This window comes from Amycolatopsis sp. NPDC004747 (assembly GCF_053601335.1).
On sequence record NZ_JBSGBQ010000001.1, the window covers coordinates 98,908 to 114,451 of the forward strand.

9 protein-coding genes are annotated in these 15,544 nt (G+C 72.6%); 6 read left to right on the plus strand and 3 right to left on the minus strand.

Features of this window, described 5'->3' with window-relative positions:
• Positions 1-93: 93 nt before the first annotated feature.
• Positions 94-531, minus strand: a complete 438-nt coding sequence (locus tag ACWEGE_RS00435) for a DUF6292 family protein (RefSeq protein WP_449658292.1) — start codon at positions 529-531, stop codon at positions 94-96.
• Positions 532-728: 197 nt separating this feature from the next.
• Here ACWEGE_RS00435 and ACWEGE_RS00440 point away from each other — a divergent pair, with 197 nt between their 5' ends.
• The 5 genes from ACWEGE_RS00440 to ACWEGE_RS00460 all read left to right on the plus strand — a co-directional run bounded on the left by ACWEGE_RS00440 (position 729) and on the right by ACWEGE_RS00460 (position 11,236).
• On the plus strand, positions 729-1,103 hold the full coding sequence (locus ACWEGE_RS00440; protein ID WP_449658293.1) for a DUF6292 family protein: 375 nt from the start codon (positions 729-731) through the stop codon (positions 1,101-1,103).
• Positions 1,104-1,118: 15 nt separating this feature from the next.
• The gene (locus ACWEGE_RS00445; protein WP_449658294.1) at positions 1,119-2,969 is read left to right on the plus strand and encodes a S9 family peptidase; all 1,851 of its coding nucleotides are present in this window, start codon (positions 1,119-1,121) and stop codon (positions 2,967-2,969) included.
• A 34-nt stretch (positions 2,970-3,003) separates the two neighbouring features.
• The gene (locus ACWEGE_RS00450) at positions 3,004-3,975 is read left to right on the plus strand and encodes a magnesium transporter CorA family protein (protein ID WP_449658295.1); all 972 of its coding nucleotides are present in this window, start codon (positions 3,004-3,006) and stop codon (positions 3,973-3,975) included.
• Between the two features lie 329 nt (positions 3,976-4,304).
• Entirely contained in the window at positions 4,305-8,864 is a 4,560-nt protein-coding gene (locus ACWEGE_RS00455; protein ID WP_449658296.1) for a HAMP domain-containing protein, read from the plus strand.
• Entirely contained in the window at positions 8,861-11,236 is a 2,376-nt protein-coding gene (locus ACWEGE_RS00460; protein WP_449658297.1) for a SpoIIE family protein phosphatase, read from the plus strand. The genes ACWEGE_RS00455 and ACWEGE_RS00460 overlap by 4 nt, the downstream gene beginning before the upstream one ends.
• 203 nt (positions 11,237-11,439) lie before the next feature.
• Here the strand turns inward: ACWEGE_RS00460 and ACWEGE_RS00465 are convergent, their stop codons facing one another.
• Positions 11,440-12,537, minus strand: a complete 1,098-nt coding sequence (locus tag ACWEGE_RS00465) for a calcium:proton antiporter (RefSeq protein ID WP_449658298.1) — start codon at positions 12,535-12,537, stop codon at positions 11,440-11,442.
• Between the two features lie 51 nt (positions 12,538-12,588).
• Positions 12,589-13,500: a LysR family transcriptional regulator gene (locus ACWEGE_RS00470; RefSeq protein WP_449658299.1), complete on the minus strand. Its 912-nt coding sequence runs from the start codon at positions 13,498-13,500 to the stop codon at positions 12,589-12,591.
• Between the two features lie 70 nt (positions 13,501-13,570).
• Between ACWEGE_RS00470 and ACWEGE_RS00475 the strand changes: the two genes are divergently transcribed.
• Positions 13,571-15,304, plus strand: a complete 1,734-nt coding sequence (locus ACWEGE_RS00475) for a pyruvate dehydrogenase (RefSeq protein ID WP_449658300.1) — start codon at positions 13,571-13,573, stop codon at positions 15,302-15,304.
• Positions 15,305-15,544: the final 240 nt, after the last annotated feature.

Below are 15,544 nucleotides of genomic sequence, written 5' to 3' on the forward strand. Positions count from 1 at the left end.
TCGATCGTCCGGAGCCGCGGCACCGGCGGCCGGCTCGAGCCCGCGGCCCGGCGTTGCCGGACCTGGCCTGTTCGAGCCGCCGTGCGCAGCTCGTCACCGGGTCAGGGCCGGCCGGCGCAGCAGGGCGGCGATTGCGGCGGCGTCGCCCGCGGTGCGGAGGCGGACCGGGTCGGGTCGGCCGATCGAGTGGTCGCCTTCGTGCAGGGCGGTGACGAACTTCGCGACCCGGCTCGGTGCCGGGGCGACCGCCGGTCCGCCGAGGTGGCGCAGGACGATCAGGTCCTCGCCGGAGTGCGTCTCGATCGCCGCCGCCCAGCCGCGTTCTTCGTCCCACAGCAGGGCCAGGTCGCGGTCGGGGTAGTGCGGCAGCCGGGTGTCGAGGGCGACGTAGGCCGAGACCGGGCGGTCGTGGTCGATGGTGCAGGACTCGAGGCCGATCCCGAGCTCGGCGGTGACGTCGCGGAGGTACTCGAGCAGCGCGGGGACGGCGGGGTGCCGGTAACCGGTCGGGAGTTCGATCGATGCGGTCACGGGGGTGCTTCACCTTTCTCTTCGGATACCGCGGTTCTAACATGTCATCCAAACGATGACAAGTGAAATGTCACCGAGTGGACGACAATCGCTGTCCGGTTCGCCGGGATCGGGCGGGATTGAGGGACACGGGGGTGGGGTACCCGATCGGGCGACCGCGGAGGATCCCGCGGCGGGACGGGGAAAGCGAGGCGGCGTTGAGCATTCTGATCGACTTCGAGCGCGACACGGAGTTCTCGTTCGAGCGGCGGTTGCGCGACTACGTGGGGTCGGTGGCCCGGGCGGTGGGGGTGGGGTTCGAGTCCTGCACGCTCGACGCGGGCAGTCCGGCGGCGGCCTACATCGCCCTCGATTGGCGCCTGTCCCGCTTCCCGGGTCACGACCTGGCCCTGGTCTGGGACGAAACCCACGGCTGGGCGGCGGCGATCGAAGACGCCGCGGGCGCCACGGTCCTGACCCACCTGGGCGGCGAGGTCTTCCCCGAACCCCGTGCGGTGGTCCGCTTCCTGGCGGCGGTCCGCGCGGACGACCCGGACGCGGGCTCGCCGGTTCCCGGCGAAGGCGCCGGGTGATGCCAGACTGGGGGCGTGGGGGAGCTGACGGCGGAGGCCGTGGTCGACCGGCAGGTACCGAAGACGCCGCGCGTATCGCCGGACGGGCGGTGGGTGGTGTTCGTCGAGGCGCCGGTGGGGCGCGCGGGGGAGCACCCGGAAAGCGGGCTGTGGATCGCGCCCGCGGACGGGAGCGCGCCGCCCCGGGAGCTCGCCGCCGCGCCGGCGGAGGACCGGGAACCGAGGTGGTCGGCGGATTCCGCGTGGGTGTACTTCCTCTCGGACCGGGCTGAACGCGGGACGGCGCAGCTGCACCGCGTCGGTCCCGAAGGCGGCGCACCGGAGCGGCTGACGGACCGGCGCGCGGGAGTCGGCGATCACCGGCCGCTCCCCGGCGGCGGTGCGGTGGTGCTCGTCGCGCCGGAGGAGGAAGCGACGGCCGACCCCCGGGTGCGCGTGGTACGGCCGGGCGCGGCCGAGGCGCCCGTTTGGGACACCGCCGCCCCGCCCGGCCGGCTCTGGCTGCTCGACACCTCGACCCGCGCCGTCCGCCCGCTCGCCGACTTCGGCCGCCGGCACGTCGTGGAAGCCGCCGTCCGGCCGGACGGCCACACGCTCGCCGTGCTCACCTGGTCCGTCGCCGATCGGGAGCCCGGGCTCTTCGACCCCCGTCTTCACCTGGTCGACCCGGTCACCGGTGCCCGGCAGGAGCTCGGCGCCCCGGCGCTGGAGGCCGGGTCGCTCACCTGGTGGCGCGACGACGCCGGCTGGCACCTGGCCTACCTCGGCCTCACCCCGCCCGGCCTGATCGGCGGTACCGCGGTCTTCGACGCCGCCGGCCACCGGAACCGCACCGCCGGGCTGAGCGGCTGCCCGATCGAACTGGCCGGGGCCGGCGACGGCTCGCTGCTGGCCCTGTTCGCCGAAGGCCTCGACACCACGATCCGGCGCCTCGACCCCGCTTCCGGCGCCTTCACCGAGCTCGACCGCGCGACCGGCAGCCTGCAGGGCCTGAGCGCGGGCGGAGGCCGCGTCGCCGTCGTCGGGAGCACCGCCACCGAGCCCGAAGCAGTCCACTGTGGACCAGCCGGCGGCCCGCGCACCCGGCTCGGCGAGCCGCGGCTGCGCGGGATCCGGTGGGGCGCCCAGGAACGCCTGTCCTACCGGGCCGAAGACGGTCTGGACCTCGACGGCCTCCTGGTCCTCCCGCCCGGCCGGACCCGCGCCGACGGGCCCTTCCCGCTGATCACCCTGGTGCACGGCGGCCCGTACGACCGCCACGCCGACGGGTTCCAGCTCAACTGGTTCCGCTGCGGTCAGTGGCTGGCCGCGGCCGGGTTCGCGGTGTTCCACCCGAACCCCCGCGGCAGCCTCGGCCACGGTCACGCCTTCGCGGCGAGTGTCGCCGGGGACGTCGGCGGCGCGGAGTTCACCGACCTCCTCACCGGCATCGACCTCCTCGTGGCCGAAGGCGTCGCCGACCCGGACCGGCTCGGGATCAGCGGCGGGAGCCACGGCGGGTTCATGGCCGCCTGGGCCGTCGGGCACACGGACCGCTTCAAGGCGGCCCTCGTCAGCGCGGGGGTGATCGACTGGCCGCTGCTCGCCGCGACCGGTGAGCACTCCCGGTTCGAATCCGCGCTCGGCGGCCGGGAGAACAGCCCCATCACCCACGCGGACCGGATCGCGACCCCGGTCCTCATCGTGCACGGCGAGGACGACACGAACGTCCCGCTCTCGCAGGCCGAACTCCTGCACCACGCCCTCGGCGACCGCGAGCACGAGTTCGTGGTCTACCCACGGGAGGGCCACTCGCTGCGCGAACGCGGCCACCAGCTCGACTTCCTGCACCGCAGCCGAGCCTGGTTCGCCCGCTTCCTCGGCTAGCTTGAACCCCGCCGCCGCGGGGTAACCGAGGGGGATGACCAGAACCCGGGTGTACCGCGACGGTGTGCTGCAGAAGGAAGACTTCCCGGTCGAGGACGTGTCGGAGTTCCTGGCCGAAGACGACACGGCGGTCTGGGTCGACCTCTGCGAGCCGACCGAAGCGGACCTGGCCGAGCTCGCCGAGGAACTGGGCCTGCACCGGCTCGCCGTCGAGGACGCCGTGTCCGAACACCAGCGGCCCAAGCTCGACCGCTACGAAGGCCACGCCTTCCTGGCCGCCTACGCGGTGCGGTTCGACGCCGGCACCGGCGTCGTCACCACGGCGGAGCTCGGCGCCTTCGTCACGCCGCGGGCAATGGTCACCGTGCGCAAGGACGACGGCTTCGACATCGAACCGGTCGTGCGTGCCTGGGACCGGACGCCGGAGCTGGCGAAGTCCGGCGTGCCGTTCCTGCTGCACGGCCTGCTCGACCACGTCGTCGACGGGCAGTACGAGGCCGTGCAGGCACTCGACGACGAGGTGGAAGCGTTGGAGGACCTCGTCTTCGCCGACCGGCCGGACTCCTCGGAACTGCAGCGCCGCTCGTTCCGGCTGCGCAAGAGCCTCACCGCGCTGCGCCGGGTCGTGCTGCCCATGCGCGAGGTCATCAGCTCCCTGATGCGCCCGGACCTGCGGCTGGCCGACGAGCTGACCCGTCCGTACTTCGAGGACGTCCACGACCACGCCCGGCAGGCCGCCGAGCAGACCGAGGCCCTGCGCGAGCTGATCGCGACCGTGCGGGAGACCCAGCTGAACCTCCAGGGCAACCGGCTGAACCTGATCATGAAGAAGGTCACCGGCTGGGCCGCGGTGATCGCGGTGCCGACCGCGGTGACCGGGTTCTACGGCCAGAACGTGCCGTACCCGGGCAGCGGCGCGCCGAGCGGGTTCTGGACGTCGGCGGTGTTGCTGGTGGTGCTGTCGTTCGGGTTGTACGCGTTGTTCAAACGCAAGGACTGGCTCTGAGCCGGGGCCTTTCCGATCCACAATGGAGTGTCCACACCGGACGCTGATTCCGGGCACGGCGAAGCGCGGCGACGGCGGCCGCGCGCTCGTCACCGGACCCCGCCGCGGCGTTCAGCCGAACGGGTCAACGTGGCCGGATGGCCTGGGGGAGAAGGAAAGGCTTTCGAGCACCGCCTGGTGAGCGCGCGTGGACACGGGCGCGGCTGGTTGCTCAACCGTTGCCGCTCAGCATAGTGCAGCTGCACTATGCTGAGCCACCCGGTGTGCAGGCGGCGGGACGGCGCCGCGGCGCCGGCAAACGGAGAAACGGGTGGCGGATGGGTGGGGCAATGGTCGAGGGGACGCGCCCGGGTGCCGGAGTCGCAGTCGCAGGCGTGGGCGAGGCCGGGGAGCAGGAGCTGCGCCGGCTGCTGGCCGGCCTGACCGCCGTCCGGGACGGTGACTTCGGCATCCGGCTGCCCGGCGGGGCCGACGGCCTGCTCGGCGAGATCGCCACGGTGTTCAACGGCATGGCCGACCAGCTCTCGCTGTTCACCTCCGAGGTCACCCGCGTCGCCCGTGAGGTCGGCAGCGAGGGCCAGCTGGGCGGGCAGGCGAAGGTCCCCGGCGTGTCGGGCACGTGGAAGGACCTCACCGACTCGGTGAACGCCATGGCCGGCAACCTGACCACCCAGGTGCGTGACATCGCCCAGGTGGCGACCGCGGTGGCGAAGGGCGACCTGTCGCAGAAGATCGACGTCGACGCCCGCGGCGAGATCCTCGAGCTGAAGGACACCGTCAACACGATGGTGGACCAGCTGTCGTCGTTCGCGGACGAGGTCACCCGGGTGGCGCGCGAGGTGGGCAGCGAAGGCCGCCTCGGCGGCCAGGCCCAGGTCCCCGGCGTCGGCGGCGTGTGGCGCGACCTCACCGATTCGGTGAACTTCATGGCCGGGAACCTGACCGACCAGGTCCGCAACATCGCCCAGGTGACGACGGCGGTGGCGAAGGGCGACCTGTCACAGAAGATCACCGTCGACGCCCGCGGCGAGATCCTGGAGCTCAAGAACACGATCAACACGATGGTCGACCAGCTGTCGTCCTTCGCCGACGAGGTCACCCGCGTCGCGCGAGAAGTCGGCACCGAGGGCCGGCTGGGCGGTCAGGCCGACGTCAAGGGTGTCTCGGGCACCTGGCGCGACCTCACCGACTCGGTGAACTTCATGGCCGGGAACCTGACCGACCAGGTCCGCAACATCGCCCAGGTCGCCACCGCGGTGGCGAAGGGCGACCTGTCGCAGAAGATCAACGTCACCGCCCGCGGCGAGGTCCTGGAGCTCAAGGACACGCTGAACACGATGGTTGATCAGCTGTCCGCGTTCGCCGACGAGGTCACCCGGGTGGCGCGCGAGGTGGGCACCGAGGGCCGGCTGGGCGGTCAGGCCGACGTCAAGGGCGTCTCCGGCACCTGGAAGGACCTCACCGAGTCGGTCAACGTCATGGCCGACAACCTCACCGCGCAGGTCCGCTCGATCGCGCAGGTCACCACCGCGGTCGCCCGCGGCGACCTGTCGCAGAAGATCCGCGTCGACGCCCGCGGCGAGATCCTCGAGCTGAAGGACACCATCAACACGATGGTGGACCAGCTGTCCGCGTTCGCGGACGAGGTCACCCGGGTGGCGCGCGAGGTCGGCACCGAGGGCAACCTCGGCGGCCAGGCCACCGTCCGCGGCGTGTCCGGGACCTGGAAGAACCTGACCGACAACGTCAACGTGATGGCGTCCAACCTGACCGGCCAGGTCCGCTCGATCGCGCAGGTCGCCACCGCGGTCGCCCGCGGCGACCTCTCGGGCAAGATCACCGTCGAGGCCAAGGGCGAGGTCGCGGCACTGGCCGACGTCATCAACACGATGGTCGACACGCTCTCGGCGTTCGCGGACGAGGTCACCCGCGTGGCCCGCGAGGTCGGCACCGAGGGCATGCTCGGCGGCCAGGCCCGCGTGCCGAACGTCGCCGGCACCTGGAAGGACCTCACCGACAACGTCAACTCGATGGCGAACAACCTCACCGGGCAGGTCCGCAACATCGCCCAGGTGACCACCGCCGTCGCCCAGGGCGACCTGACCCGCAAGATCGACGTCGACGCCCGCGGCGAGATCCTGGAGCTCAAGACCACGATCAACACGATGGTCGACCAGCTCTCCGCGTTCGCCGCGGAGGTCACGCGCGTGGCGCGCGAGGTCGGCAGCGAGGGCCGTCTCGGCGGCCAGGCCGAGGTCGAGGGCGTGTCCGGCACCTGGAAGCGGCTGACCGAGAACGTCAACGAGCTGGCCGGGAACCTCACCCGGCAGGTCCGCGCGATCGCCGAGGTCACCAGCGCGGTCGCCGAGGGCGACCTGACCCGCTCGATCACCGTCGACGCCTCCGGCGAGGTCGCCGAGCTGAAGGACAACATCAACTCGATGGTGGAGTCGCTGCGCGAGACCACGCGGGCGAACCAGGAGCAGGACTGGCTCAAGTCGAACCTCGCCACGATCACCGGGCTGATGCAGGGCCGCCGTGACCTCGCCGTCGTCGCGGCCGCGGTGATGGACGAGCTCGTCCCGCTGGTCAACGCCCAGTACGGCGCCTTCTACCTGGCCGACGACACCGCCGAGGTGCCCGAGCTGCGGCTGGTCGGCGCGTACGGCCACCCCGAGTCCGGCGCTGTCGGCGACGGCCCCACCGTGCGGTTCCGGGTCGGCCAGTCGCTGGTCGGCCAGGCCGCCCGCAGCCGCCGCGCGATCGCGGTCGACGACGTCCCGCCGGGCTACGCCACGATCTCCTCCGGGCTGGGCAGCACCGCGCCGGCCAGCCTGATCGTGCTGCCGATCGTGGTCGAGGACCAGGTGCTCGGCGTCATCGAGCTGGCGTCGGTGCACGGCTTCACCACGGTGCACCGCGCGTTCCTCGAGCTGCTGATGGAGCAGATCGGCGTCAACGTCAACAGCATCGTCGCCAACGCCCGCACCGACGAGCTGCTCGGCGAGTCCCAGCGGCTGACCGCGGAGCTGCAGGCCCGCTCGGAGGAACTGCAGGCGCGGCAGGAGGAACTCCAGTCCTCCAACGCCGAGCTGGAGGAGAAGGCAGCCCTGCTGGTCACGCAGAACCGCGACATCGAGACGAAGAACCTGGAGATCGAGCAGGCCCGCCAGGAGCTGGAGGCCCGCGCCCAGCAGCTCACCCTGGCGTCGAAGTACAAGTCGGAGTTCCTGGCCAACATGAGCCACGAGCTGCGGACCCCGCTCAACAGCCTGCTGATCCTGGCCCAGCTGCTCGCCCAGAACCCGACCCGCAACCTCACCGCGAAGCAGGTCGAGTACGCGGGCATCATCCACTCCGCGGGCTCGGACCTGCTGCAGCTCATCAACGACATCCTCGACCTGTCGAAGGTCGAGGCCGGCAAGATGGACGTCACGCCGGAGCAGGTGTCGCTGCGCCAGCTCATCGACTACGTCGAGGCGACGTTCCGGCCGATGACCTCGCAGCGCAACCTGGACTTCCGGATCACCGTCGCGCCCGGCTCGCCCGCCGAGCTGCTCACCGACGACTCGCGGCTGCGGCAGGTGCTGCGCAACCTGCTGTCCAACGCGGTCAAGTTCACCGAGGTCGGCGGGATCGAGCTGCACATCGAGGCGGTCGACCCGGACACCCTGCCGCGGCCGCTGCGCGCGCACGGGCCCGCGGTCGCCTTCCGGGTCACCGACACCGGCATCGGCATCGCCGAGCACCAGCTCGAATCGATCTTCGGCGCGTTCCAGCAGGCCGACGGCACGACCAGCCGCAAGTACGGCGGAACCGGGCTCGGCCTGTCCATCAGCCGCGAAATCGCCCAGCTGCTCGGTGGCGTGATCACCGCCGAAAGCATCCTGGGCGAGGGCAGCACCTTCACCTTCACGCTGCCGGTCGCGCGCCCGGACTTCGCGCCGCTGCCCGCCGGGGAGCACCCCGGTACCGCGCTGGCGACGACCGAGCCCGGTACCCCGGTCCCGGCGTCGGGCCCGCGGGCCCACCGGCGGCTGCTGGTCGTCGAGGAACGCCAGCACGGGCTGCTGACACTCGTCGCCGAGAGCGCGGCGGCGGACCTGGCCGACAGCCGGGACATCGGCCTGTCGCCCGCGGACGTCGAAGTCGTGACGGCGGTCGGCACGCAGGAGGCGGCCGCCGCGCTCGCCACCGACGCCTACCACTGCGTGGTGCTCGACCTGGACCTGCCGGACCGGACCGCGTTCACCTTCCTCGACGCGATGCAGGGCGACAGCGCGCTGCGGCTGGTCCCGGTGCTCGCCCACAACAGCCGCCGGCTCGACGGCGAGCTCGAACAGCTGGTGCAGTCCCGCGCGGACGTGCCGTCCCTGGAAGTGCTCTCGGGGCTCGACGAGCTGCGCGAGCGGATCGCGCTGCACCTGTCGGCGGAGGAGCCCGGCGCCGTGCTGCCGCTGGTCCGCCAGGACGAGCCGGCCGCGCCGGTGCGGGCGGCCGACGTCGACACCACGCTGGCCGGGCGCACGGTGCTGATCGTCGACGACGACCCGCGCAACGTCTACGCGCTGACCGGGATCCTCGAACTGCACGGGATGCACGTGCTGCACGCCGAGGACGGCCGCAAGGGCGTCGAGACGGTCGCGGCGCACCCGGGCATCGACCTGATCCTGATGGACGTGATGATGCCGGAGATGGACGGCTACACCGCGACCGCGAAGATCCGCGCGATGCCGGAGCACGCGGGGATCCCGATCGTCGCGGTGACGGCGAAGGCGATGCCGGGCGACCGGGAGAAGAGCCTCGCCTCGGGCGCGACCGACTACGTCACGAAACCGGTCGATGCGGACGACCTGATCACCCGCATCAAGCGGCACGTGACGGCGTGATCGGCGACGACCGGTTGCCCGCCGAGGACCAGACCGTGCTGCCCCCGCCGGCCGAGGTGTCGGCCAACCTCGCCCGGCTCGCCGACACCGTCGCCCGCCTGCGCGGCGAGGTCGAGCACGCGCACGCCGTCGCCGACGGCCGCGGGCTGATCGAGCTGGCCAAGGGCGTGCTGATGGAACGCCTGCACTGCACGCCGTCGGACGCGGCGAAGCAGCTGGAGTCGCTGGCCGAGCGCTCGGGGATGACGCCGCTGGAGTTCGCCGCGGACGTCGTCGGCGAGGCGGCCGAGGACCGCATCACCGAGGTGACGCAGGAGTTCCTGGCCCGTGCGGAGGACGAAGAGTCCGTCGCGGTGCGGCTGCGGACCGCCGAGAGCGGGGTGCTCGCGGCGGGGGACACCCAGCGCGTCGCGGAGTCCATTTTGGAGCACGCGCTGCGGCCGCTCGGCGCGACCGCGGTCGCGGTGTGGCTCGCCGGGCCGGACGGGTCGCTGACGCTGGCCGGCTCGGCCGGGTTCTCCGCCGAGGAGGCGGCGCGCTGGTGCTACGTCCCGCCCGGCGTGGCGACACCCGCCCGCAGCGCGCTGATCGAACGCGACACCGTCTGGCTCCCGGCGCTCGCGGCGGCCGGGCTGCCGTCGATCGGGCAGCACACGCTCTCCGGCGGCGGCCGGGTGACGGTGCCGACCGGCACCGGCGGCCGGATCATCGGCGTCGTCGAGATGTGCTGGCCGGAGCCGCTGCCCGCGGAACCGGGGCGGCAGCGCCGTCAGCTGGAGGCGCTCGCCGAGCTCTGCGCGCACACCCTCGACACCTGGGACGGCGTGGTCGCGCCGGTGGCGGGCGGCGACTTCCTCGGCGAGCTGGTCGACTTCATCGACGGCCTGCACGACCCGGCCGTGCTGCTGTCGCCGTGCGTCGACGGCGGCGACCGGCTCAACGACTTCCGCATCCACCACGCCAACGTCCGGTTCGCCGACCCGGGCGGGCGGCCGCGCAGCCGGATCGTCGGCACCCGGCTGCTGGAGTCGTACCCGCTGGCCGCCGAAGAGAGCGGCCTGCTCGACAAGATCCAGCGCGTCTACGCGACCGGGGAGCCGTTCCGGGCCGAGAGCATGGCGGTCACGACGCTGGTGGACCAGGTGCCGCTGACCGTGCTCACCGACGTCAGCGTCACCCGCTTCGCCGGCAACGTCCTGCTGATCCTGCGCATCCAGGACGACGCGGCGAAGCTGGCGGTGCTGCTGCAGCACGCCCAGCGGCTCGGGCGCATCGGCGGGTTCGAGGAGAACGTCGTCACCGGGGCGATCACCTGGAACATCGAGCTGTTCTCGTTGTACGGCCTGCCGCCCACCGCCACGCCGTTGTCGCTGCACGACCTGGCCGCGAACGCCCACCCCGACGACGCGCCGGCGATCGGCCGGTTCCTGCGCGCGGTGCTGCACCACAAGCGCCCGTCGTCGACGGCGTTCCGGCTGCAGCGTTCCGACGGCGTGGCCCGGCACATCCGGGTGGTCGCCGAGCCGGTCGTCGACGGCCGCGGCGAGCTGGTCGCGGTCCGGGGCGCCTACCAGGACGTTTCGTCGCAGCACTGGACCGAGGTGGCGCTGGCCGCGACGCGGGACAGGCTGGCCGAGACCGAGCAGCAGGCGATCGAGCGCAACCGGCTCGCCCTGCAGCTGCAGCACGCGATCATGCCGCCGGCCAAGGGCCCGATCGACATGCCGGGCCTGCGCGCGGCCGTCCGGTACCGGCCCGCGGAGAAGGAGCACCTGGTCGGCGGCGACTGGTACGACGCGGTGGCGTTGCCGACCGGCGAGGTCCTGCTGTGCGTCGGCGACGTCGCCGGCCACGGTATCGACGCGGCGACGGGGATGGTGAGCCTGCGCAACGCCCTGCGCGGTCTCGCGGCGACCGGCGCCGGTCCGGCCCAGCTGCTCACGTGGCTGAACCTGGTGGCCTACCACCTGACCGACCACGTCACGGCAACGGCGGTCACCGCGGTCTACGACCCGGCGCACCGGAAGCTGCGCTGGGCGCGGGCGGGCCACCTGCCCCCGATCGTCCGCCACCGCGACGGCACGGCGACGACGTTGCCCCTGATCCGCGGCTCGCTGCTCGGCGCGGTCCGCGACGTGACGTACGAGGAGGACGAGCTCCAGCTGGCGGAAGGCGACATCCTGCTGATCTACACCGACGGCCTGATCGAGCGCCGCGACCGCCCGGTCCAGGATTCGGTGTCCCGCCTGGTGACGCTGGTCGACGGCCACGACGGCGGCCTCGAGCACCAGCTGGACCGGCTCCTGACCTACAGCACGGCCGACACCGACGACGACACCTGCGTGGTGGGCATCGAGGTCACCACCGCCTGACCCGTGTCGCCCCTCCCATCACGCATGATGCCCCTCCAATCACGCGCGATGCCCCCCTGATCACGGGTGATGTCCCCTCCCGCACGGGCGGGGCTTCTTGCCCGGCCGCAGACTGGCGGACCGAGGCGGGCATCGGCCGTGTTCCGCGGGGCATCTCGCGTGATTGCCGGGGCATCACGCGTGATTGCGGGGACGACACGCGGTCAAGGGTTGATGGCCAGGACGAGGAAGCCCGCCAGCAGGACCAGGTGCACGCCGCCCTGGAGGCGGGTGGCTCGGCCGGGGACCACCGTCAGGACGCTGACCACCACCGTCAGCGCGAGCAGGACGATCTGCGTCGAACCCAGGCCGAGCAGGAGCTGGCCCGGCAGCCACACCGACGCCAGCGCGATCGCCGGGATCGTCAGGCCGATGCTCGCGATCGCTGAGCCGTACGCCAGGTTGAGGCTGATCTGCATCCGGTCGCGCTGGGCCGCGCGGACCGCCGCCAGGGTCTCCGGCAGCAGGACCAGCAGCGCGATCACCACGCCGACGAACGACTGCGGGAACCCGGCCGCCCGCACCCCGGCCTCGATCGCCGGCGACTCGACCTTCGCCAGCCCGACCACCGCGATCAGCGCCACGAGCAGCAGCGCCAGGCTGCCCAGCGCCGCGCGGTTCGACGGTGGTTCGGCGTGGTCGTCGGCCTTGACCGCGCCGTCGGCCGCCACCGGGAGGAAGAAGTCGCGGTGGCGCACCGTCTGCGTCAGCACGAACGTCCCGTACAGCACCAGGGACGCCAGTGCCGCGAACGTCAGCTGGGTGGGGGAGAAGGCCGGCCCCGGCGTGCTGGAGGTGAACGCCGGCAGCACCAGGCTCAGCGTGGCCAGGGTCGCGACCGTCGCCAGCGCCGCGCCGCTGCCTTCGGAGTTGAACAGCGTGGAGCCGTAGCGGCGGGCGCCGACGAGCAGCGAGATGCCGACGATGCCGTTCGTCGTGATCATGACGGCGGCGAACACCGTGTCCCGCGCCAGCGAACCGGCCTCCGGGCCGCCGGACACCATCATCGTGACGATCAGCGCGACCTCGATGACGGTGACCGCCACCGCGAGCACCAGCGAGCCGAACGGTTCCCCGACGCGGTGGGCGACGACCTCCGCGTGGTGCACCGCGGCCAGCACGGTCGCCCCCAGCGCGACGGCGACGACGGCCACGAAGACCGGGCCGAGGTCGCGCCCCCAGGTGAGCGCCAGCACGAGCACCCCGAGCACCGGGGTGACGGAGGTCCAGGACAGCAGGAAGGATCTCAGCGCGGCGACCATGCCTCCACCCTCGCACACCGCCGGTCACCGTGCGTGCTCGTGCCGGAATTCTCACATTTCCGGCGTAGTCCGATGTGGACGGTCGAAGGCGGTGGGCACGGTGGCGAGGACGTGCCGTCGGAAGGTTTCGCTGGGTGGCGGGAGATTCCGCCCCACCGCCCAGGCGAGCCCGATGTCGCGGGCAGCGTCCACATCGGTCAGTTCCAGGTGCGGTGCCGGAAACGCCGCCGTGTGCGGCAAAGGCAGCACGGACACCCCGAGCCCGGCGGTGACGAGCCCGCGCAGCGTCTCCACTTCGTCCCCTTCGAACCCGACCCGCGGGACGAACCCGGCCTCGCCGCACAGCCGCTCGGTCGTTTCGCGCAGGGCGTAACCGGGCCGCAGGAGGATGAACGTCTCGTCCGCGACGTCGGCGAGCCGCACCCGCCGCCGCCCGGCGAGCCGGTGGGACGGCGGCACCGCCAGCCGCAGCGGTTCGACGAGCAGGCGGGACCAGCGCAGCTGGGCGTGCCCCGGGTCGCCGCTGGTGATGACGAGGTCCGCGGTGCCGTCGAGGAGCTCCGCCTCGAGCCCGGCCTCGCCGTGCTGGCGCAGTTCGAACCGGGTGCCCGGGTGTTCGCGCAGGAAGCCGGTGAGCACCGCGGGCACCAGCCAGGTGCCGAACGTGTGCAGGAACGCCAGCGGGACGACCCCGGTGTCCGGCGCGACGATCTCGCCCACCTCGCGCAGGCCCTGGTCGAGCTGGTCGAGCACGAGGTCGACGTGCCGCTTGAACGCGTGCCCGGCCGGTGTCAGCCGCAGCACCCGGCCGGACCGGCGGAACAGCTCGGCTCCGGTGTCGTGCTCGAGCCGCCGCAGCGCCCGCGACAGCGCCGGCTGGGTGAGGTGCGCCCGCGCGGCGGTCTCGGTGACGGTGGCGCCGGCCGCGACCTCGCGGAAGAGCCGCAGCGTCTGGACGTCCATGCCTCCAGTGTATGGATTTTCAGCCAATCAGGCATTGGACGCATCGATCATCCGGGTTCAGGCTGGAGGTATGGCTACCGTCGCAGAACAACTGGTCAGGACCCTGCGCGACGCCGGGGTCGAGCGCATCTACGGCATCGTCGGGGACAGCCTGAACCCGATCGTCGACGCGGTCCGCCGCACCGGCGGCATCGAGTGGGTGCACGTCCGCCACGAGGAGACCGCCGCCTTCGCCGCGGCGGCCGAAGCGCAGGTCACCGGCAAGCTCGCCGTCTGCGCGGGCAGCTGCGGGCCGGGCAACCTGCACCTGATCAACGGCCTCTTCGACGCCCACCGCTCGGGTGCCCCGGTACTGGCGATCGCGTCGCACATCCCGTCGAACCAGATCGGCACCGGGTTCTTCCAGGAGACCCACCCGGACCGGCTCTTCGCGGAGTGCAGCCACTTCAGCGAGGTCGTGGCGGACCCGGCGCAGCTGCCGCGCCTGCTGCGGATCGCCACGCAGGCCGCCGTCGGCAAGGGCGGCGTCGCCGTGCTGACCATCCCGGGCGACCTCGCCGACCGCAAGGCGACCGGCCCGCTGACCGAGCGCCTCCCGCTGGTGACGCCGTCGCCCGCCGTGCCGACGGCCGAGGTCGTCCAGGAGCTCGCGGACCTGCTGAACTCCGGCGAGAAGGTGATGCTGTTCGCCGGCGCGGGTGTCCGCGGCGCGCACGACGAGGTCATGGCGCTGGCGGAGAAGCTCGCCGCGCCGGTCGGGCATTCGCTCGGCGGCAAGGAGTGGATCCAGTACGACAACCCGTTCGACGTCGGCATGAGCGGCCTGCTCGGCTACGGCGCCTGCTACGACGCGATGCACGAGGCCGACCGGATCGTGCTGCTGGGCACGGACTTCCCGTACGACAACTTCCTCCCGCAGGCGCGCACGATCCAGCTCGACCACGACGCCTCGCGCCTCGGCCGCCGCACGCCGCTGGACCTGGCGGTGCACGGCGACGTGCGCGAGACGCTGCGTGCCCTGCTCCCGCTGCTGCGGCCTCGCACGGACCGGGCGTTCCTCGACCGGATGCTGCGCGAGCACGTGCGGAAGCTGGAGAAGGTCGTCGGCGCGTACACGACGAAGATCGAGCACCGCCGCCCGATCCACCCGGAGTACGTCGCCTCGGTGCTCGACGAGGTGGCCGCGGACGACGCGGTGTTCACCGTCGACACCGGCATGGGCAACGTCTGGGCCGCGCGCTACCTGACGCCGAACGGCCGCCGCCGCGTGCTGGGTTCGTTCCGGCACGGCAGCATGGCGAACGCGCTGCCGCACGCGATCGGCGCCCAGCTGGCCCAGCCGGGCCGCCAGGTGGTGTCGCTCTCGGGCGACGGCGGGCTCGCGATGCTGATGGGCGACCTGCTGACGCTGCCGGCCTACGACGTCCCGGTGAAGGTGGTGGTGTTCAACAACGCCACGCTGGGCATGGTGAAGCTGGAGATGCTGGTCGACGGCCTCCCGGACTTCGGCACCGACCACGCCCCGGTGAACTTCGCGGCGATCGCCGCGGCCTGCGGCGTGTACTCCGAGCGGGTCGAGGACCCGGACGACGTGCGCGGCGCGCTGGAGAAGGCGTTCACGCACCCCGGCCCGGCGGTGGTCGAAGTGGTGACGGACCCGAACGCGCTGTCGATCCCGCCGCGCATCACCGGTGAGATGGTGCGCGGGTTCGCGCTGGGAGCGACGAAGACGGTGCTCAACGGCGGCGTCGGCAAGATGGTCGACCTGGCGCGGGCCAACCTGCGCAACGCCCCGCGGCCCTAGCGATCCACTGTGGACGGTCTGGCGGGCCGGGGCCGCCGCTGTCCCGGCTACGCACGGTGGTGATCGACCACTCGTTCGGCTGCTGGGGGAGAGGCGGGGTTGCCTCCTACCGTCGAGGGAGTGCTCGCCGTAGGCGTCGTGGGAGGTGTGACCGGCGTGCTCGTGGCCCTCCAGCGAACCGGCGAAGACCATCCGCTCCCACCGGCGGCGGAGCACCTGGTGGCGGTGTTGCGATCGTGG